At 44.4% G+C, this 20228-nt stretch carries 22 protein-coding genes and 1 pseudogene; 5 read left to right on the top strand and 18 right to left on the bottom strand.

What is annotated here, in order from left to right; translation table 11 throughout:
- Positions 1-110 precede the first annotated feature (110 nt).
- Positions 111-380: a hypothetical protein gene (locus tag L3V32_RS02800; protein ID WP_005390859.1), complete on the bottom strand. Its 270-nt coding sequence runs from the start codon at positions 378-380 to the stop codon at positions 111-113.
- 188 nt (positions 381-568) lie between these two features.
- Between L3V32_RS02800 and mnmA the strand changes: the two genes are divergently transcribed.
- The 3 genes from mnmA (at position 569) to purB (ending at position 3839) form a co-directional block, all read left to right on the top strand.
- Positions 569-1693, top strand: a complete 1125-nt coding sequence (gene mnmA, locus L3V32_RS02795) for a tRNA 2-thiouridine(34) synthase MnmA (protein ID WP_005390857.1) — start codon at positions 569-571, stop codon at positions 1691-1693.
- 10 nt (positions 1694-1703) lie between these two features.
- Positions 1704-2321 carry a high frequency lysogenization protein HflD gene (gene hflD / locus L3V32_RS02790; RefSeq protein ID WP_046874772.1) on the top strand — a complete coding sequence of 206 codons (618 nt, stop codon included), beginning with the start codon at positions 1704-1706 and terminating at the stop codon, positions 2319-2321.
- 147 nt (positions 2322-2468) lie between these two features.
- The gene (gene purB / locus L3V32_RS02785; RefSeq protein ID WP_005390853.1) at positions 2469-3839 is read left to right on the top strand and encodes an adenylosuccinate lyase; all 1371 of its coding nucleotides are present in this window, start codon (positions 2469-2471) and stop codon (positions 3837-3839) included.
- Between the two features lie 116 nt (positions 3840-3955).
- Here purB and L3V32_RS02780 read toward each other — a convergent pair whose 3' ends face one another.
- From L3V32_RS02780 to htpX, 9 genes are all read right to left on the bottom strand, one after another.
- The gene (locus L3V32_RS02780; RefSeq protein WP_374042708.1) at positions 3956-4489 is read right to left on the bottom strand and encodes a DUF3833 domain-containing protein; all 534 of its coding nucleotides are present in this window, start codon (positions 4487-4489) and stop codon (positions 3956-3958) included.
- Positions 4489-5082, bottom strand: coding sequence for a chalcone isomerase family protein (locus L3V32_RS02775; protein WP_237283769.1), 594 nt, complete (start codon positions 5080-5082; stop codon positions 4489-4491). Before L3V32_RS02775 ends, L3V32_RS02780 begins: the two co-directional genes overlap by 1 nt.
- Positions 5042-5554: a DUF2878 domain-containing protein gene (locus tag L3V32_RS02770; RefSeq protein ID WP_139060888.1), complete on the bottom strand. Its 513-nt coding sequence runs from the start codon at positions 5552-5554 to the stop codon at positions 5042-5044. Before L3V32_RS02770 ends, L3V32_RS02775 begins: the two co-directional genes overlap by 41 nt.
- A gap of 6 nt (positions 5555-5560) precedes the next feature.
- A complete protein-coding gene (locus tag L3V32_RS02765) occupies positions 5561-6817 on the bottom strand; it encodes a cyclopropane-fatty-acyl-phospholipid synthase family protein (RefSeq protein ID WP_005390844.1) in 1257 nt (418 codons plus the stop codon).
- Entirely contained in the window at positions 6811-7629 is an 819-nt protein-coding gene (locus L3V32_RS02760) for a DUF1365 domain-containing protein (protein ID WP_237283768.1), read from the bottom strand. Before L3V32_RS02760 ends, L3V32_RS02765 begins: the two co-directional genes overlap by 7 nt.
- Before the next feature lies 1 nt (position 7630).
- On the bottom strand, positions 7631-8941 hold the full coding sequence (locus L3V32_RS02755) for an NAD(P)/FAD-dependent oxidoreductase (protein WP_237283767.1): 1311 nt from the start codon (positions 8939-8941) through the stop codon (positions 7631-7633).
- A gap of 12 nt (positions 8942-8953) precedes the next feature.
- Positions 8954-9679, bottom strand: coding sequence for an SDR family oxidoreductase (locus L3V32_RS02750; protein WP_006743053.1), 726 nt, complete (start codon positions 9677-9679; stop codon positions 8954-8956).
- A complete protein-coding gene (locus tag L3V32_RS02745) occupies positions 9676-10095 on the bottom strand; it encodes a nuclear transport factor 2 family protein (RefSeq protein ID WP_005390833.1) in 420 nt (139 codons plus the stop codon). Before L3V32_RS02745 ends, L3V32_RS02750 begins: the two co-directional genes overlap by 4 nt.
- A 224-nt stretch (positions 10096-10319) precedes the next feature.
- Positions 10320-11189 carry a protease HtpX gene (gene htpX, locus L3V32_RS02740; protein ID WP_237283766.1) on the bottom strand — a complete coding sequence of 290 codons (870 nt, stop codon included), beginning with the start codon at positions 11187-11189 and terminating at the stop codon, positions 10320-10322.
- A gap of 472 nt (positions 11190-11661) precedes the next feature.
- On the opposite strand from htpX, the gene L3V32_RS02735 reads away from it, so the two are divergent.
- Positions 11662-11865 (top strand): hypothetical protein, encoded by a 204-nt coding sequence (locus L3V32_RS02735; protein WP_162860661.1) that lies wholly within the window; start codon positions 11662-11664, stop codon positions 11863-11865.
- A 75-nt stretch (positions 11866-11940) separates the two neighbouring features.
- Here L3V32_RS02735 and bioD read toward each other — a convergent pair whose 3' ends face one another.
- Genes bioD through bioB form a run of 4 tightly spaced genes read right to left on the bottom strand, consistent with a single transcriptional unit; the run spans position 11941 to position 15620 of the window.
- Positions 11941-12627: a dethiobiotin synthase gene (gene bioD / locus L3V32_RS02730; protein ID WP_005390831.1), complete on the bottom strand. Its 687-nt coding sequence runs from the start codon at positions 12625-12627 to the stop codon at positions 11941-11943.
- The gene (bioC, locus tag L3V32_RS02725) at positions 12624-13430 is read right to left on the bottom strand and encodes a malonyl-ACP O-methyltransferase BioC (RefSeq protein ID WP_237283765.1); all 807 of its coding nucleotides are present in this window, start codon (positions 13428-13430) and stop codon (positions 12624-12626) included. Before bioC ends, bioD begins: the two co-directional genes overlap by 4 nt.
- Positions 13430-14581, bottom strand: a complete 1152-nt coding sequence (gene bioF, locus L3V32_RS02720; protein ID WP_237283764.1) for an 8-amino-7-oxononanoate synthase — start codon at positions 14579-14581, stop codon at positions 13430-13432. The genes bioC and bioF overlap by 1 nt, the downstream gene beginning before the upstream one ends.
- A complete protein-coding gene (gene bioB / locus L3V32_RS02715) occupies positions 14568-15620 on the bottom strand; it encodes a biotin synthase BioB (RefSeq protein WP_012841957.1) in 1053 nt (350 codons plus the stop codon). Before bioB ends, bioF begins: the two co-directional genes overlap by 14 nt.
- Positions 15621-15750: 130 nt before the next feature.
- Between bioB and bioA the strand changes: the two genes are divergently transcribed.
- Entirely contained in the window at positions 15751-17031 is a 1281-nt protein-coding gene (bioA, locus tag L3V32_RS02710; protein WP_237283763.1) for an adenosylmethionine--8-amino-7-oxononanoate transaminase, read from the top strand.
- Positions 17032-17100: 69 nt separating this feature from the next.
- Here the strand turns inward: bioA and L3V32_RS02705 are convergent.
- The 4 genes and pseudogenes from L3V32_RS02705 to serS all read right to left on the bottom strand — a co-directional run bounded on the left by L3V32_RS02705 (position 17101) and on the right by serS (position 20183).
- Positions 17101-17367 (bottom strand): annotated as a pseudogene (locus tag L3V32_RS02705) (DksA/TraR family C4-type zinc finger protein).
- A gap of 137 nt (positions 17368-17504) precedes the next feature.
- Positions 17505-17945, bottom strand: coding sequence for a hypothetical protein (locus L3V32_RS02700; protein WP_237283762.1), 441 nt, complete (start codon positions 17943-17945; stop codon positions 17505-17507).
- A complete protein-coding gene (locus tag L3V32_RS02695; protein WP_237283761.1) occupies positions 17939-18670 on the bottom strand; it encodes an ATPase in 732 nt (243 codons plus the stop codon). The genes L3V32_RS02700 and L3V32_RS02695 overlap by 7 nt, the downstream gene beginning before the upstream one ends.
- Before the next feature lie 205 nt (positions 18671-18875).
- Positions 18876-20183, bottom strand: a complete 1308-nt coding sequence (gene serS, locus L3V32_RS02690; protein WP_053807197.1) for a serine--tRNA ligase — start codon at positions 20181-20183, stop codon at positions 18876-18878.
- Positions 20184-20228: the final 45 nt, after the last annotated feature.

Below are 20228 nucleotides of genomic sequence, written 5' to 3'. Positions count from 1 at the left end.
GTCTGAGTAAGGGGATGAAAAGGAGAACGGATTCTATACTGCTAATAATAAAGCGGCAATAAAAGCAATTATAGCAAACGTTTGCTAGCCGCTTTTTTCTTCTAGACTCCTTATTCACCTTCCATAAAACTTAGATCTGGCAGTTGCTCAAGGTGCTCGCAGTAACGCTTTAGGTTGAACTCACCTTCATTTTTCATCACATCGAAAATTTCAATCGACATGGCACATGCCATCATTGCAACCGCTTCTTCTCTAGGTGTCCCTGTCATCATTAAGCGCATTAGCGTCTCTTTAACTTTTAATGGATTGCCGTCCTCAAGTTGGTTTTCAACAATTTCAATCAACTCGGCTTCTTGCATAAACTGGTTTTCTTCGGTCATTTGGACTTTCCTCTTGGATTTTTGCCAACTATGCCATATATACCTCTTCTATACTTGCGAAATTGCCCGTTCGAATTTCTGTTGAAGAAAAATGCAGCGAAACGAATTGTGATTTCGATCTCGGATCTGTCACCGGTCTGTGGATTCTGATAGAATCTGCATCCCGTTTATTTAAGTGGTGTTTAGTAATGTCTGATAACAGCCAAAAGAAAGTCATCGTCGGTATGTCCGGCGGCGTTGATTCATCTGTTTCTGCGTATCTTCTCAAGCAACAAGGCTACCAAGTAGAAGGCCTGTTCATGAAGAACTGGGAAGAAGATGACAACGAAGAATATTGTACAGCAGCAGAAGATCTTGCTGATGCTCAGGCAGTATGTGACAAGCTAGGCATTCATCTACACACCATCAACTTTGCTGCCGAATACTGGGATAACGTATTTGAGTACTTCCTTGCTGAATACAAAGCGGGTCGTACACCGAACCCTGACATTCTTTGTAACAAAGAAATCAAGTTCAAAGCATTCCTAGAATTCGCTGATGAAGTGCTTGATGCTGACTACATTGCAATGGGTCACTACGTACGTCGCTCTTTCCCGGATAACGGTGAGAAACCAGCGATGTTGCGTGGCCTAGATGGCAACAAAGACCAGAGCTACTTTCTATATACACTAAGCCACGAACAAATTGGCCGTAGCCTCTTCCCTGTTGGTGATTTAGAGAAACCTGAAGTACGCCGTATTGCGGAAGAGCAAGGTTTAGTAACAGCGAAGAAGAAAGACTCGACAGGTATTTGTTTCATCGGTGAGCGTAAATTTACCGACTTTCTCGGTCGTTACCTTCCTGCTCAGCCTGGTAATATCGAAACGCCAGAAGGCGAAGTGATCGGTCAACACCAAGGTTTGATGTACCACACACTAGGTCAGCGTAAAGGTCTACACATCGGTGGCCGTAAAGGCGGCGGTGGTAACGAAGAGCCGTGGTTTGTTGGTGAAAAAGACCTAGAGCGTAACGTGCTAATCGCAGTCCAAGGTAAAGACCACCCGATGCTAAAATCAGAAGGTCTACTTGCGTCACAACTTCACTGGGTAGATCGTGAGCCAATTCGCGATGTTATGAAGTGCACAGTGAAAACTCGTTACCGTCAGGAAGATATTCCTTGTACAATCATCCCGATCGATGATGAAAACATTAAAGTGATCTTTGATGAACCACAAATTGCAGTGACGCCTGGTCAATCAGCAGTGTTTTATAAAGATGACGTATGTCTAGGTGGCGGCATCATCGAGCAACGCATTAAATATTCTCAAGCTTAGGAGTCGTTACGTGGCGAATACACTTTATGACCGTACTATCGCTTTCGCTGGTATTTGCCAAGCTGTCGCTTTGGTTCAACAAGTTGCGAGAAACGGGCATTGTGATCAAGATGCTTTTGAAACATCAATCAACGCTATTTTGAACACAAACCCTGCTAACACCGTTGGCGTATTCGGTCGCGAAGCCGATCTAAAGCTCGGTCTGGAGTGTCTGGTTAAAGGGATTGATAGCACCCCATCAGGCAGTGAGATCACTCGTTACATCATTAGCTTAATGGCGCTAGAGCGTAAGTTAAGCGCTCGCAACGATGCCATGTCCCAGCTTGGTGACCGTATCCAAATGGCCAAACGTCAGTCAGAGCATTTTGAGCTGCTAGATGATCAAATGATCAGCAATTTAGCAAGCATCTACTTGGATGTTGTTAGCCCTATTGGACCACGCATTCAAGTAACAGGCACGCCTTCTGTACTGCAACAAACGGCAAGCCAACACAAAGTCCGTGCTCTACTGCTATCTGGTATTCGTAGTGCTGTTCTGTGGCGCCAAGTAGGCGGTAAACGTCGTCATCTAATTTTTGGCCGAAAGAAAATGGTCGAACAGGCTCAAATCCTGTTAGCCAGAATGTAGAATTCTCTGCTAGCTCGCGTTTATCGCGAGCTACTTTTTTTCGAATAAAACAAATCCAGCGCAAACGTTTGCGCAACATTCGTGACAATTGCCACAGTTATTGGTATAACGCTCACGAAATTTAGAAACCCAATTCAGGAGAACATCATGGAACTGTCAGCATTGACTGCTGTTTCACCAGTAGACGGCCGTTACGGAAGTAAGACGATTGCGTTACGCGAAATTTTCAGCGAGTACGGTCTACTAAAATACCGTACTATCGTAGAAATTCGTTGGCTACAGAAGCTAGCGGCTACTGCTGAAATTGCAGAAGTGCCAGCATTCAGCGCAGAAGCTAACCAATTCCTAGACGACCTTGCTGCTAACTTCTCTGAAGAAGATGCACGCCGTATTAAAGAAATCGAGCGTACAACTAACCACGACGTTAAAGCGGTTGAGTACTTCTTAAAAGAGAAAGTAGCAGACGTTCCTGAACTGCACGCTGTTAATGAGTTCTTCCACTTTGCATGTACTTCTGAAGACATCAATAACACCTCTCATGCGTTAATGCTAAAAGAAGCACGTGAGCAAGTGATTCTTCCAGAAATCCGTAACCTAATTGACGCTATCAAAGCACTCGCAGTTGAATACCGCGACATTCCTCTTCTATCTCGTACACACGGCCAGCCTGCTTCTCCATCTACAATGGGTAAAGAAATGGCAAACGTGGCGTACCGTATGGAGCGTCAATTCAAGCAAATCGAAAACGTTGAGATCCTAGCGAAAATCAACGGTGCAGTAGGTAACTACAACGCACACCTTTCTGCTTACCCAGAGCTAGATTGGCACAAGTTCTCTGAAGAATTCATTACAGAGTCTCTAGGCGTAACTTGGAACCCTTACACAACACAAATCGAGCCGCATGATTACATCGCTGAGCTGTTCGACGCTATCGCTCGTTTCAACACTATCCTGATTGACTTCGATCGTGACGTTTGGGGTTACATTGCATTAGGCCACTTCAAGCAAAAAACCATTGCTGGTGAGATCGGTTCTTCAACAATGCCGCACAAAGTTAACCCAATCGACTTTGAAAACTCTGAAGGTAACCTAGGTCTTGCGAACGCAGTATTCGGCCACCTAGCACAAAAACTGCCTATCTCTCGTTGGCAACGTGACCTAACTGACTCAACGGTTCTACGTAACCTTGGTGTTGGTGTTGGCTACGCTATTATCGCTTACACTTCTACGCTTAAAGGCATCAGCAAGCTAGAAGTAAACCGTGAAGCACTTCTTGCTGAACTAGATAAAAACTGGGAAGTACTAGCAGAGCCAGTACAAACAGTTATGCGTCGTTACGGCATCGAGAAGCCATACGAGAAGCTAAAAGAGCTAACTCGTGGTAAGCGTGTAGACGGCGAGGCAATGCGTAACTTCATCGACGGTCTTGAGCTTCCTGAGCACGAGAAAGCACGTCTGAAAGAGATGACGCCAGCGAACTACATTGGTCAAGCGGTTGAGCTGACAGATAAGCTGTAATCACACCTTGATGATCTGCAATTGAAAAGGTTGACGTGAAAGTGTCAACCTTTTTAGTTAGGAAGAAATAATTTCGGTTATTTGGTAGTAATGCAAGAGGATAAATCCCTCAACTATTATGGCTGTTTTTGGAAGAATAAGGTTATTGTCCCGACCTCTATACCAAACTTTTTAATTTTGGTGAGGTTGAAAACATGCTTCTCGTCCTGACGATAAAGCCAATCATCAAAAGCGACCGTTACTGTTGAGTCATCCATTTGCAACTCAAAGTCATACCGCCACTGCAACGCATTGCCTTGCTCAGCCCCTGTTGCTACACCAATAATATCCTCTGCTTTACCTTCATAGCGTCCATCTTCTAATTTGGTAATAACCCAAATTCGCTGGTCAACTTCTCCATCATCAAACACAAAGTCTTCCACCAGCGTCAACGTGTTACCTTCCACAGTACCCACGATGTCGACTTCAAAACGACGAGTTTGTTGTTCAGTGTAATCTTGGACCATCCCCCACGCCTTTGTTTCGCCTTCAAAATAGCCGAATAAATCAAAAGTCGGTGTAGATGATTGATAATTATCGATACCTGCTGAGCATGCTGAAAGTAAGGCCGCAGCAGCCAAGGCGACTGATTTTAAAATTCGTTTAAGCACTATCTAACCTGCCCTATTAATTGTTTTCGAAGTTTTGGGAACTCTGTATTAGGTGACAACCATATAGACAAAAACGCATCGTTCATTCGCTCATCTTGAACGAAGCCGACTGTCTTAATTTGTGCAATGCCAGCTTGTCGGTAAAGAAGCTGACCAGTTTTACCATCGGTTAAGTAAGTAAGCTCATCGCCTTTTTTTATATCAGGGAACATATGGTTTAGATCACTGATCCAACTTTTTCGATATGGTTCAGTAAAACCAAGTTTTGCCCATTGCTCATCAGTTACATCAAGCAACTGCTGCTTGCTGATGTCTCTTTGATAGTTAATTTCCAATGCCAGAGGGTGTGGTGATACATCGCCATTTACAATGAACTTTCCATCGGGTGCTCTTAGTCGAGACTGATATATATCGAAGATGAACCATGTGAGTTGTGCCTCACCGACAGTTTTCCACCCCTCCCAACTCGACATCTTATCTGCGTTTTCACTGTTTCCAACTGGCTGAGCTTGTAGAGCAAAGGAGCCCATAACTACTAGAGAAGCAACTACCTTAATCAGCCTCTGGGTTAAATCTCTCTTCAAGCTTTTCATATCCGTATACCTTGAGTATCAAAAGTGTCATGGCAAACCATTCAGCAAATAGAATGATCAACGTAACGCTGGTATTAAATCCATATTCAACGACTTGGAGCTTGTATCCGGCGTAGTAACTGACGGTTCCTCCAACACCACCTACAATTGATACGTAGATTTTTGGGAAACGGTACAAAACAGGCTTGAGCTGATAGGCATACCAAGAGAACAAAATCCAAAGGCACAACAACCAAATGGGTAGCCATTGCGTTGGAAACACAAAAACAGAAAACTGTTGATTGAGCGTATCGAGCACTACACCCGCCAAAACGATACTCGCGATGTGCTTCAAGGCAGAAGCGTCCGTCCTCCAACAATAGACAAGAGTAAGGAATGTTAAGATCAGTGTTAGCCACTGCCATTGATAGGTCCCAAGCACTGCAGAGAACCAACAGAGCTGGAACCATGTAGAGGCAATCAGCAACTTCATAACGGTTTAAGGTCGCTGGAATGTCATGTGAACGGCACTGATACTTCGAGCTAAAAAGCCACCTTCACAATAGCTCAGGTAGTAGCGCCACATGCGGACAAAGCGGTCGTCATAACCGAGAGATCGTACGTGCTCTTCAGCTTGATTAAATCTAGAGTGCCACTCGCTCAAGGTTTTCGCATAGTCCAGGCCAATATCAAATAAGTCTCTCACCACCAAGTCACTGTATTTGGTCGCAGCTTGAGTTAAAGATGTAACCGAAGGTAAAAAACCACCTGGAAAGATGTATTTCTGGATAAAGTCAACGTTGTTACTGTAGTAATCATAACGCTGGTCAGCGATAGTGATGGCTTGAATTGCCATTAAACCACCCGGCTTGAGTAATGATTGGCATTGCTTGATGTAGGAAGGCAAAAATTGTTTTCCAACCGCTTCGATCATTTCTATCGAGACTAACTTATCGTAGTGACCCGAAAGGTCTCGATAGTCTTGTTTTAATAGAGTGATCTTGTCGCCCAAATTTCGCTCTCTAATTTTTTGTTCAGCGTAAGCATGCTGCTCTTCAGAAATCGTCGTTGTCGTTACATGACAACCATATTGCTCTGCCATGTAAATGGCCATAGCCCCCCACCCTGTACCGATCTCAATCACTCGATCGGATGGTTGAAGCTCAAGTTGCTGGCACAAACGATCCATTTTGTTGATTTGCGCTTGTTCCAAAGTATCGTTGTCTTGCACATATAAGGCCGATGAGTACAGCATGTTGTCGTCTAAAAATGACTCGTACAAATTGTTGCCCAAGTCGTAATGCGCATGAATGTTTTTACGAGAGTTCTCTTGAGAATTGCGGTTGGTCCAATGACTGAACTTGTACAGTATTTTAGTCAGCCAACTTCCTTTCTCTTCAAGTTTATCTAGCGCTCGCATATTGAGAGCCATAAGTTTCATTAACGAGGTTAGATCCGGGCTGTCCCACCAACCATCCATATAAGCCTCACCCGCCGCAATGCTGCCACCTTGCAAGATTCGCGAGTAAAAGCCAGGATGCTTTACCTCAATCGTCGCCACAACAGGCTGACCGCTGTATTCACCGTTGGGCGCATTAAAGCGCTCGCTTCTTTCTTTCGTTTCCGTCTTAAAGCTTTCAATAACAGTTAAGCAGCCGATTTCCATTTTTTGCAGACATTGAAAAATAACTCCGCGAGCCGCCTTTTGTGTTGTCGTCAATTTGCGCGGCAATGTCATAGAACTGGTATTTAACATGCAGAATTCTCCTTGTGCTTTTTATTTTTTTTGTCTGTTTTTTTAGTGTCGGCTTCTATTTCGTCGTGTGTTGAATATTTAGGATGAGAATAAAAAGGCGCGCCTTTCACCCAAAGTTTTAATGCGTGCCAATAAATACCAACCATTACTTTTACCGTCTGTATTGGCGTAACGATCAAACACTTCGATAAGCTTTTGCTCGAAAACACTTGAGCTTTCATTGTCATCGTCGCATCAAAGTGCTTTTCGCTTTTGTGGCATTCAAGATGAATCCTTAACTTGTCCGTCAGTGGTTTAATCTTCCAGTGATACTGTTGGTCAATTGGATTAAACGGAGAAACATGAAAGGCTTTCTCTTGTTCCCATCCAAAGTTTTCATCGTTTTGCTCAGCAGCGACTGCGTAGTAATGACGCTCGTTCCAAGGTGTATTGCTGACTTCAGCTAAGAGGTATTTCCATTCCCCTTCTTTGTTATAAACGTAGTAGAAATTCACCGGACTAAAATAAAGTCCTAAATAGCGCAAATGACAAACAGCGATGACTTTGCCGGTACAACGAACACCTGTTAACTCTTCAATTTTGTCGTGCACGGCCACCTTTAAGCAGCCCTCACCAACATAGTCACTGCGTTTAAAGCGTGCCCAATGCCACCAACGAGAGCCAAAAACCCAAACTTTTTCCTCTAGTTTTTTTAGCTCATCGACGTCAATAGCTGGCATAAACAATGAGTAGTTCAATTCATGTTTTATCGGCGTGAACCTGCGATGCCGAACGTTGCCAACAAACAACTGGCTGTTCATTTGGCTATCCATATCACGCTGCACCTTTTTCTAAGTTGACAGCAGTTTGAACGCGATATTTCTCTTCAAGCCCTTTCACTACGTCCAACGCGCTGCGAACGCCATCCTCATGGAAACCGTTGTACCAATAAGCGCCGCAGAACCAAGTATTGTTCAGTCCTTGCACCTCTTCTTTACGTTGCTGTGCAGCGATAGAATCGGTGGAAAACACTGGATGGTGATAGGTAAACGTCCGTAATACTTTGCTCGGTTCGATCTGCTCAGTGCTATTTAGCGTGACACAGAATGTGTGCTCAGATTGAACATGTTGGAGAATATTCATGTTGTAAGTGAGCGAAGGGAGATGTTGCTGTTCGTCTTCACTGCCCTCCAGTAGGTAGTTCCACGAAGCCCACGCCGCTTTACGCTTTGGAAGTAAACTCGTATCAGTGTGAAGCACCACTTCATTCGCTTGATAAGCTATATTACCCAGCACCTCTTGCTCGACTGGGCTAATGTCACCTAACGTGTTCATCGCTTGATCACTGTGACAAGCAAAGATGACATCATCAAACCAGTGCATTTCACCGTTAACTTTTAAACCCACACCATTCTCACTACGGAGCACTTTTTCTACCGGACTATTGAGTCGAATTTTATCGATAAAACCTTGAGTCAAAGGTGGAATGTACTCACGAGAGCCACCTTTAATTACATACCATTGCGGTCTGTTAGTGACATCAAGCAATCCGTGATTTAAGAAAAAGCGAAGGAAAAACATCAGCGGAAATGCGCGCATGTCCGCTAAAGTCGAAGACCAAATTGCAGCGCCCATCGGCAAAATGTAGTTATCTGAAAAGAAAGTACTGAAGTTGTGCTCATCAAGAAACTCACCTAGCGTCTGAGAATGACTCGATTGTTTGCTAGCGACGCTTTTGGCAAGTTTGTTGAAACGAAGGATCTCGAAGATAAAACGATAGAACTTAGGATTTACCCAATTGCGCTTTTGAGCAAATAATGTCGACACGGTATGACCGTTATATTCCAAGCCATTGCCGTCGTTTCTTACGCTGAAGCTCATCTGGGTTGGCAATCCTTCGACACCAATCTCGTTCATCATTTTGATGAAATTAGGATAAGTGCGATCGTTGTAAACGATAAAGCCCGTATCAATCGCATATTCTTTACCATCGAGTTTTACATCCACCGTCGCGGTGTGCCCGCCAATGTAATCGTTAGCTTCAAATACGGTGACATCGTGCTCTTTATGTAGATAGTAACCACACGTAAGGCCAGAAATTCCGGTCCCCACAATCGCTATCTTCTTTCTTCCTGCTGTTTTCATTTTTATTCCTTCTTATGACACGAGTTTAGCAGTTAGGCGAGCTTGCCAACTGTATGGAAGTAACGAGATAAAACGTAAAATACTGGTAAACCTCGCGGGGAAATAGATGTGAGTCTTGTTGGCAGCCAACTGTTTTCTGATAGAGTTCGAGGCTTGCCGCGTAGAAATAATCATCGGCATTTCGAAGTCATTTTTGTCAGTTAACGGGGTCTCCACAAAGCCTGGGAACACGGTCACCACTTGAATGCCCTTCTTCTTCAAATCAACAGCTAATGTGCGAGCAAAGTAGCTCACAGCGGCCTTAGAAGCGCCGTAGGCTTCAGCCCTTGGTAACGCGACTTCTGAAGCAATAGAACCCACGATAACGATGCGATGCCCTTTATCTAAGTGTGGTTGGCAACCTTCTACGCAGTTGGCAACACCAACGACGTTTACATTCATCACACGCGCCATGAGTTTCGCGTCAACCACACCGTTGTCCATATACTCACAATCCCCTGCATTAAAAACCCAGGTACTCGGCGTGAAAGGCAAACTGGACAGCGCCTGCTGAGTTTGTTCATGGTTTGTCACGTCAAACTGCAATGTATGGATATTAGAAGAAGCAGCCCCCAATTCAGCAAGAACGTCTTTGTTTCGCCCACAAGCAATAACGCTCCAATCAGAGTTCGCGTAATCTAAAGCCAGTTGCTTCCCTATTCCGGAGGTAGCGCCAGTGATTAAGATAGTATTGTTCATTGTCCTAACCTCTGCTTGATGGTTTTTACGACTGAGCCAAGTAAAGGTAAGTTTTCGTAAAGCATTTCTCCGAGATCAAAGTAATCTCGGTGATAAATAACTTGGCCTTCGCTGAATTTAAGATGCGACACACCATTAACGAGAATAGGTGCACCTTTTTGAAGTTTGGGATGCTGAAGATCCATGGTCCACGTTAGGAAGCCAGTATCTCCGACTTGTTGATGTTCGTGGATAACAAAGTCACAGCTTATGACGTTGGCATATAATGATGTGAAGTAATCTGAAAGTGCAGGCCACCCCTCTAAACGATGAGCAGCATCTTCAAAAACGACATCTTGGTGATATACGTCTTTAAGCAGATGTAAGTTCGCTTTATTCAGCTTTTGATAGATATTGCCAACAGACTGTATGTCCATGTGTTTACTCCTACATGCCCATCAAGTTGTACAAAATTATTATATGTACAAGATAGTTCATTCCTTAAAAGTTGTACAAAAATTATTTTGTATAACTTTGTTTCTGTAGGTAGATACGTGATGGATCTCGCAAGCGATCAATCGATCAAAAAAAAGGCTTGGTCAAAACCAAGCCTTTTCAGGAAATTAACGATTACTTTCGTGTGCGCTGTCAGTTTTTACAACTAGTATTGCTGACTACGTAACGCTGCAATACGTTTATCTAGCGGAGGGTGACTCATCAGTAGTTCAGTCAATGACTGCTTGCCATTGATACCGAACGCCATCATTGTGCCATCAAGTTGAGATTCGTGACTCATCTTCAAACGTTCCAATGCCGCGATCATTTTCTCTTTACCAACTAAGTGAGCAGCACCTGCGTCGGCATGGAATTCGCGATGACGGCTGTACCACATGGTAATAAAGCTTGCTAAGAAGCCAAACACTAGCTCAAGCACCATAGATACACCGAAGTAAACCATCATGTTTGTACCTTGACCTTCTTCATCATCGTTCGATGCCACAATATTGGCGATAAAACGGGATAGGAAGATAACAAACGTGTTCACAACACCTTGCATCAATGTCATCGTGACCATGTCACCATTTGCAATATGGCTCACTTCGTGGGCCAGTACCGCTTCTGCTTCATCACGAGTCATATTGTGTAAAAGGCCAGTGGAAACCGCGACAAGAGAGTCATCTCGCTTTGCACCCGTCGCGAATGCATTGATATCTGGTGAGTCATAAATAGCCACCGTTGGCATACCAATACCCACTTGCTGAGCTTGACGACCCACAGTTTCGACTAACCAATGCTCAGTTTCGTTACGCGGACTTTCAATGACCATACCGCCAACCGAGCGCAGTGCCATGCCCTTTGACATCATCAACGAAATAAGTGCACCACCAAAACCAAATATGGCGGCCATAACTAGCAAACCAGAAAGACTGCCAGGTTGCATTCCAGTGGTAGCGTAAACAATATTCAGAACAACACTAAGCACTAGCACGACAGCTAGGTTAGTTGCTAGGAATAACATAATTCGCTTCATTACTTTTCTCCGAGGAAGCTTATCGTTTTTTTTAAAACGGATTGTTATAAGGAACAGGTGGTAATCGCTGTAAAAGCCAATTCCGCTAAGTTTCATGTTCCGTGCGTTATAGATATAGTCTATCCGCGATAAAAACAAGGTTAAGCAATAAATTGCAACATTTGTTTTCGAGACTGAAAGATTATGTTCAAGCGATTTCTAGGCACGTGCTGATAAAAGCCATTACCTCCATTCATATTCATTCCTTTCCGTAATAAAAAGTACTTTGAATCGCACCTCACCTATCAATGGATGACCTTGATGTTAAATCTATCACCTCTAGGCAACTTAGCTAGAAATATTTTACTAGACCAAAAACAGTATGTTAGCCCCGCTATAGACTTTGGTCTTATTGTGCGGCGACATGGACATGCTAGATTCAAGTGAGATGAACAAAACAGAGCCACTCTAAGTACATGAAAAGGTGCATTAGGTGAGCTCAAAACTTCCATGTATTGAGGGAAAAACCATGGTAGAAACTAACGACTATCAAATGGCTATTGATTTACTACGTTGTCATCTAGGCATCTCAGAGGATGAGGCGAAGCAACAACTTGGTATTTCAACCGATCATCATATGTCTCAGCGTGTTGCAGAAACACAGCAAGCATTGATGGGGCTTAGCCAAGATAAGTAATCTGATGTTATAGATTACACCAATAAAAAAGGGCTGCATTACGCAGCCCTTTGGTTTTTAGTATTTTAAACACAATCAGTCAGTATTTAGCAAAGGCTCGACATTAATGTACTTGCCTAGCTCTTTGCGCTTAGCACTTGGAATGTATGGGATTTCGCCAAGCTTAGGCGCACCGATACGCGCTTCAAGCATCTCGATAATATCAGCATAGTGCTCAGTGCCAGGGTTAACTCGGTTTGCCACCCAACCAACAAGATTCAAGCCATCCGCTTTAATACTCTCAGCCGTGAGTAAAGCATGGCTCAAACAACCTAATTTAATACCAACCACCAAGACCACGGGTAACTGCTCTGCTTGTACCCAAGTAGATAAACAGTCGGTATCTGACACAGGCACACGCCAACCACCAGCACCCTCAACGAGAACGACATCAGCTTGCTGCTTGTGTTGAGCCAGCTTTTCACTGAGGAGTTCGTATTTTATTTCGACATGTTCATGTTTTGCCGCGATGTGAGGAGAAGCAGGCAATTCTAAAGCGTATGGATTCACATCATCATAAGCGACATCGAGTGTCGCGGCCGCTTGTAAATGTAAGGCGTCAGAGTTACGCCATCCAGCTTCAGTCTTATCACTCCCTGCTGCCACTGGTTTATAACCAATGGTGTTTAGTCCTTTTGCTGCCAACGCTTGCAAAATGGCTTTAGACGCTACCGTTTTTCCTACATCAGTATCCGTACCAGCAATAAAAAAAGCATCAATCATAGATGTATTACTCCAAAACAAACCTGATAACTTGCAGGTAGAAGACCTTGATCATTTTTAAACGCTTGGTACTCATGCTCAACTTGCAACAAAGTCTCTCGACTGGTTAAACCATGTGAGCGCCCGCTTACGTGATTTGCACCTATACCTTTGAGGTCACGCATAACTGAAAATGCTGAGTCGTACCAAACTGTGATGGTGGTCAAGTCTAGTTGATGGTTGTCACATCGAGATTGCGCTAACGCAATTTTTACCTGATTGAGCGATAGAAAGTTATTGACGTGTTGATATGCATCAATTTTTTTCCATGATGCACGCAACTCGCACAGTGACCCTTCAGCTAGGGTAGAAAAAGCCGCCTTCCCATTAGCTTTTAGTACACGACGAACTTCTCTCAGGGGATAACTTAAATCGGCACACCATTGCAAAGCCAAGCTAGAGAATACGTAGTCGAAGCTTGTATCGTCGAAAGGCAAGTTTTCTGCGTCGGCTAGCACATAATTCATTCGTTCATGGCCACAGCGCACCATAGCTTTGCTTAACATCTCTTGAGAGATGTCCACACAAAACACTTCAGCGCCAAGCTCTTGAAGACGTTGAGAAAAATAGCCAGTACCACATCCTAAATCCAAAACACGTTTATGAGTTAAGTCATTCGGAAGTTTGTCTAGTAAGCGATGGCCGACATCACGCTGGAAAGCGGCATGTTTGTCGTACGTGTTAGCTGCCTTACTAAAGGAAGCGGCGATCGCTTGTTTATTAGGCAGTAAGCAATCCAACTTCATTTGCTCTGCATTATCCATTACTGCGTTCCTAATGCTTGCTTCAATGCCATTGAAAGCGTTTTAACTTGTTCGTTAGTGTGATTAGCAGTGAGTGTGATTCGAAGACGAGACGTCCCTTTCGGTACTGTTGGCGGGCGAATAGCAGTAACCCAAATACCGTTTTGGCGACAAGCACCTGCCACTCGCAAAGCCAAATCAGATTCACCAATCACAAACGGCTTAATCGAAGTTTGAGTCTCAACAAAGCCCTCAACGTCGCTGAGGCTATCTCGATACACTTCACTTAACTCTGTGAGCTTTTCACGTCGCCAAGACTGCTCTTGAACCATCGAGACAGCATGCGTGAGCGCATAGGCTTGTGCAGGAGGCATCGCCGTGGAATACACATGGTGACGAGCAAACTGAGTTAAAAAGTCCCCCGTTGCGTGGTCACATAAAATAGCCGCGCCAGACATACCAAACGCTTTGCCGAAAGTAACGATCAGTATCTCAGGCTTAACCGCCGCTAATTCACATGAGCCACCGCCAGATTGGCCAAGAACGCCGATACCGTGTGCATCATCGACGGCGAACCAAGCATCATGACTGCGAACGACTTCAGCTATATCAGCAAGTGGGGCACAATCACCGTCCATGCTGAATACCCCTTCAGTCACAACTAGATGGTTGTCTTCGCTATTAATCAGCGACTTCAGGTGTTCGATGTCATTGTGCTTGAAGCGCTTCATCTTAGCTGGTGACAACGCCCCCGCTTCCATCAAAGAGGCATGGTTCAAACGGTCTTGGATGAGTGCGTCTGATTTTTCTAGCAAGGTGAATAACAAAGCTTGGTTAGCACTGAATCCAGAGCCAAACAGGACTGCCCTTTCGTAACTCAGCCATTCTGTTAGTGCCGCTTCTAAATTGCTGTGCGCGGCACTAAAACCTGTGACCATTGGAGATGCACCACTGCCACTGCCGTATACACTCAAGCCTTGCTGCCAAGCACGAACGAGCGCTTGGTCATTGGCCAATCCCAAATAATCATTACTTGAGAAGTTGATGTAGCGTCTGCCTTCGTATTCCAAAATCGATTGGTTGCCGGAAAACACCACATTCATCGAACGATTCAGCCCCTGCGCTTTACGATCGGCAAGGGCGGACTCGATACGAGATTTAAACGCTGGCATCGTAGAAAAGGTCGTCTTTTGTCGGACGAGCAGCAACGCGCTCTACGACGCGATCCAGCAACTCGTTTTCTTCGATTTCATCAGGTTTTTGAGACACCTCTTGGCTGTTAATGCCGAGCTTGTCGAACAGCATCATGTCTTTGTCTTCAGAAGGGTTTGGCGTGGTCAGAAGTTTGCAACCATAGAAGACGGAGTTTGCACCCGCCATAAAACACAGCGCTTGCATTTGTTCGTTCATGTTTTCACGACCAGCCGATAAACGGACTGCGGATTGGGGCATCATAATTCGTGCTATTGCAATCAGACGAATAAAGTCGAACGGCTCAACGTCGTCCACTTCTTCCAATGGTGTACCCTTCACCTTAACCAGCATGTTGATTGGCACACTTTCAGGATGTACTGGCAAATTAGCCAGTTCAACCAACAAACCTGCTCGGTCGTTAGCACTTTCACCCATGCCGATGATGCCACCGGAACAGATCTTCATGCCAGCATCACGAACGTGAGACAAAGTGTCTAAACGGTCTTGGTAAGTACGTGTGGTAATGATGTTGCCGTAAAACTCAGGTGAGGTATCTAGGTTGTGGTTGTAGTAATCCAGACCAGCAGTTGCCAATTGCTTTGCTTGATCTGGCGTCAGCATGCCTAATGTCATACACGTTTCTAAACCCATGCCCTTCACGCCTTTGATCATGTCGGTCAAATGCGGCATGTCACGCTCTTTCGGGTTTTTCCATGCTGCACCCATACAGAATCGAGTAGAACCAGCATTTTTGGCTTTTTGCGCAGCATCGAGTACGCGTTCTACTTCCATCAAACGCTCTTTCTCGATGTCTGTGGTGTAACGAGCACTCTGAGGACAGTACTTACAATCTTCTGGACAAGCACCTGTCTTAATCGACAGAAGCGTGCTTACTTGAACATGGTTGGTTTGTTGATATTGACGATGTACAAGCTGCGCTTCGAATAGGAGATCCATGAATGGTTTTTCCATGAGATCGCGCACTTCAGCATGCGTCCAGTTATGACGAACTTCCACGTGTATTCCTTTAGTCACTTTTGTTGTTGTGTTGACAGTCTACTGAGTCTCGATAAACTGTCAACACAACACAAAACAACAAAGTTTACACCTGTTTATTTTTTAATCTTAATTATTATTGGAATCGCACATGGATCTCGCCTTCGACCGCCAGCATATCTGGCATCCTTACACTTCGACATTAACACCTCTGACCTGCTACCCAGTAGAATCAGCAAGTGGTGTTCACATTAAATTGGAAGACGGTACTGAGCTTGTCGATGGCATGTCTTCTTGGTGGTCGACAATCCACGGCTATAATCATCCGCACTTAAATCAAGCGGCTCACCAGCAAATCGATCAGGTCTCTCATGTGATGTTTGGCGGGATTACCCATCAGCCAGCAATCAATTTGTGTAAGAAGTTGCTACCCCTAGCCCCAAGTAATCTTGAACATGTATTCCTTGCCGATTCAGGTTCCGTTGCCGTAGAAGTCAGCTTAAAAATGGCACTGCAATATTGGCATGCAAAAGGCGAACGCCGACCGAAGTTTCTTACTTTGCGACACGGTTATCACGGCGATACGTTTGCGGCGATGTCGGTTACCGATCCTGACAACTCAATGCACTCTCTCTACAAAGGCTTTTTGCCTGAGCATATCTTTGCGGAGTCACCAACTTGTGGTTATTGGGATAAATGGAAGCCAGAAGACCTTACCGACTTCGAGCACAAGATTGAAACGCACCATCAAGAACTTGCTGCGGTGATCCTTGAGCCTATCGTTCAAGGCGCAGGTGGCATGCGTATCTACCATCCCGAATTTCTCAAAGGCGTGCGTAGACTTTGCGACAAATACGGTTTGTTATTGATTGCAGATGAGATCGCTACCGGTTTTGGACGCACAGGCAAATTGTTTGCCTGCGAACATGCAGATATTCAACCAGACATTTTGTGTGTCGGGAAAGCACTCACTGGCGGCTACATGACCCTCTCTGCGACCCTCGCGAGCAAACACGTAGCAGACACTGTTTGTGGTGGTGATGCTGGTTGTTTTATGCACGGTCCAACCTTTATGGGGAATCCACTCGCTTGTGCTGTAGCTACTGCAAGTTTGGAATTGATCGAGCAAGGTGATTGGAAGCAACAAACCCAACAAATTGAAACGCTGTTTTCTGAGTTACTACCAAAACTTGAAGAATACGACTTGGTGAAAAGCACCCGTTGGTTGGGTGCTATTGGCGTAGTGGAGACGCATCGACCTGTGAATATGGAAACCATCCAGGCTCTCTTTGTTGAGCACGGTGTTTGGATTCGTCCATTTGGCAAACTGATTTATATGATGCCGCCGTTCATCAGCAAGCCGGAAGATATTGAAAAGTTAGTGAATGCGATTGATGCTGCGTTACAACGCAAAGACTGCTTCGCTTCATAGTTCAATTCAACATGAAAACGGTTTGAGTATGAGACTCAAACCGTCTCGTTATTTATTAGAGCAGTAAAGCTATCGAAGTTGACTGTCTTTACTCGCTCGTCGATTAAATAATACTTGGCGTTGAGAGACCAATTCGATAGTTGACTGACATGCGATACACAAACGAGCGCCTTTCATTGCAAGACGACGCGCTTCCGGAATCTCATCACCACATTCATCGCAGTAATGGGCGCTCTAACCCTTTGTGATACTGCCACGAACACGGGAAATTTCGTCGTCTATTGTGTTTTGAATTTGTTGGCTGACGCTATCGTCGTTTGCCCACCCTACGGCCATAAGCCCTCCTCGTTACTTGAATGAGAAAACCTACTTACCGTGATAAGGTGGATAATTATATCGATTACAAATAATAAGATAATTAGGGTAAATTCGAAAACACTATTACGCTTTGGTAATAATTACTCTGCAATCGATTATTCGGCACTCTCATGGAAAAGCAATGCAAGGTTACTCATACTCCCTTCCTCACATTCAAAGTACTGCGTTTGCTCAGGCTTTCTCAAAGTAACACTGAGTATCTTCTCTACCTCACCTAACTCCTCGCTAAAGTACTCACTGACTAATATGACGCGCTCACCAATACTAAATTCCAGTGACTTCTCATCTACCAACGCTCGATGATAATGTTCAACACGATAATCTTGAGGTTTTATCCGCTGTAAAACAGAGCTTTGATTCTCAATGGACTCATCAAAGATAATCCCACCTTTGCCTTGCTCTATAAAAATACTAAAGTTCATAGTTTGGTTCACTGAGCATTCAAAGACTTTTCTGGGCGAGGTGTTAGCAACAGCAAACGTGCTCATCATCGCAACACTTAAACCCAAAGTGACCGCCAATCGTTTCATTACCATTCAGCCAACACTGTAAATAGCGCTTGTTCAGACATACGGGTTAATACATATCCGTGTGAAGATGAATACGAGCCACTGAGTACACTATTCTCTTTCTCAATAACGATATCCTCGATGCCGTCAGCGTTGTAATCACCTTTTGCGGTAACGGTAATAACCTGAAAGCCATCAGTCGAATCGTAATACTCTGCTCTGACTTCACTGATGACCTGAGTTCTTTGGATATGGCCTGCTTCATCCCACGTTGATAGTGTCTTTGCTTTCTCTGCACTTTCGTCTGAAATAACAAAAGCAAGTGCACTTGGAGCGAAATTAGGAAAGGTATCGTCTAACTTAAAGTCTGATATAAATGAGCGCTTAGAGGCAGCTAACTTTGCCATCTCACTCCATGTTTGGCACTGAGTTAAATATGCTTTAAACGCGCCGTATTCATAGGCTTTTGCCGCAGTAAAGCCCGTAGAGTATGCCGTAGCTAAGTCTTGGCAATTAGATACTAGTTTTTCTTCATCAGATGCACGTTTCAATTCAAGTTCATAGCCCCAATCGAGTGAGTTACGAAGTTGCATATTTTCTTTGGAAGGTTGCGCTATTTCGCGCGCGAAAAAGCGATCGGTTCGCTCACTATCTAAGTATTGAGGCTGAATAAGTTCACTTGCGATAACACTCTTACTAACGAGCAAAGTAAGCGCAAAAATAACAAGCAATGAAAGATGATTTACTGGCATAACGTTTAACAACAAGGGCAAATGATGCCATTAGCTTGTCACGTGAAAAACCGTTTAGAAAAATATCATTTGTCTCGTACTGCTAGATTCTGGGCGAGCTCTTCACTATTGCGTGTGCTAATTACATAACAACGTATTTTCACTCGACGCAAATAACAAAAAACCCAGCACTATGGCTGGGTTTTGGTGTTCTAGTGCTAATGCATTAACCGATGTGCGTTGCGCCGCCCATGTACTTCTGAAGTACTGCAGGGATTGCAATGCGACCGTCTGCTTCTTGGTTGTTTTCTAGGATAGCGACCATGGTACGACCTACAGCTAGACCAGAACCGTTTAGCGTGTGTACAAGCTCAGGTTTCTTCTCGCCTTTACGACGGAAACGCGCTTGCATACGACGAGCTTGGAAGTCCCACATGTTAGAACATGAAGAGATTTCACGGTAAGTTTCTTGAGCAGGAACCCAAACTTCTAGGTCGTAAGTTTTACGAGCGCCGAAGCCCATGTCACCTGTACAAAGAACCACTTTACGGTAAGGAAGCTCAAGAAGTTGTAGAACTTTCTCAGCGTGACCTGTTAGCTCTTCTAGCGCATTCATTGAATCTTCTGGCTTAGTGATTTGTACTAGCTCAACTTTGTCGAACTGGTGCATACGAATCAGACCACGAGTATCACGACCATAAGAACCTGCTTCTGAACGGAAACATGGCGTGTGTGCTGTCATCTTGATAGGTAGATCCGCTTCGTCAGAAATCGTGTCACGAACTAGGTTCGTTACAGGTACTTCTGCCGTAGGGATTAGAGACAGTTTACGTGGCTCTTCGTCGTTTACTTTTTCCGCTAGAGGCTCTGTGTGGAAAAGGTCTTTACCGAACTTAGGAAGCTGGCCAGTACCGAATAGGCTGTCAGAGTTTACTAGGTAAGGTACGTACATTTCTGTGTAGCCGTGTTCTTCTGTGTGAAGATCTAGCATGAACTGAGCGATTGCACGGTGTAGACGAGCAAATTGGCCTTTCATCACGATGAAACGTGCGCCAGTGATCTTAACTGCACTTGCGAAGTCTAGACCGCCACCCATTTCACCTAGGTCAACATGGTCTTTTAGTTCGAAGTCGTAAGTCTTAGGCTCACCCCAACGAGAGATTTCGACGTTGTCGTTTTCATCTTTACCATCTGGCACTTCATCAGCAGGGATGTTTGGTACAGAAAGCGTGAATTCGTCTAGTTGAGCCATTACTTGCTCAAGTTCAACTTTCTTCGCATCAAGATCGCTACCTAGAGTACCGATTTGTTTCTTGATCTCTTCTGCGCCTTCTTTGTCGCCAGCTGCCATTTTTTGGCCGATTTGCTTGGAGATGGAGTTACGCGTGGATTGTAAATTTTCTACTTCTACTTGAATGGACTTACGTTGTTCTTCAAGTTTACGAATAGTCTCTACGTCTAGCTTAAAGCCACGACGCGCCAGTTTAGCAGCTGTTTCATCCAGCTCTGTACGAAGTAATTTAGAATCCAGCATTGTTAATCCTATGCTTTTTGTTGTGAAATCACGCGCACTTTCCAA

The sequence above is a fragment of the Vibrio sp. J2-4 genome (assembly GCF_021728155.1).
Classification (GTDB): domain Bacteria; phylum Pseudomonadota; class Gammaproteobacteria; order Enterobacterales; family Vibrionaceae; genus Vibrio; species Vibrio diabolicus.
The sequence above is the reverse complement of the archived record's forward strand: the minus strand, read 5'-3'. Positions and strand labels throughout refer to the sequence as shown.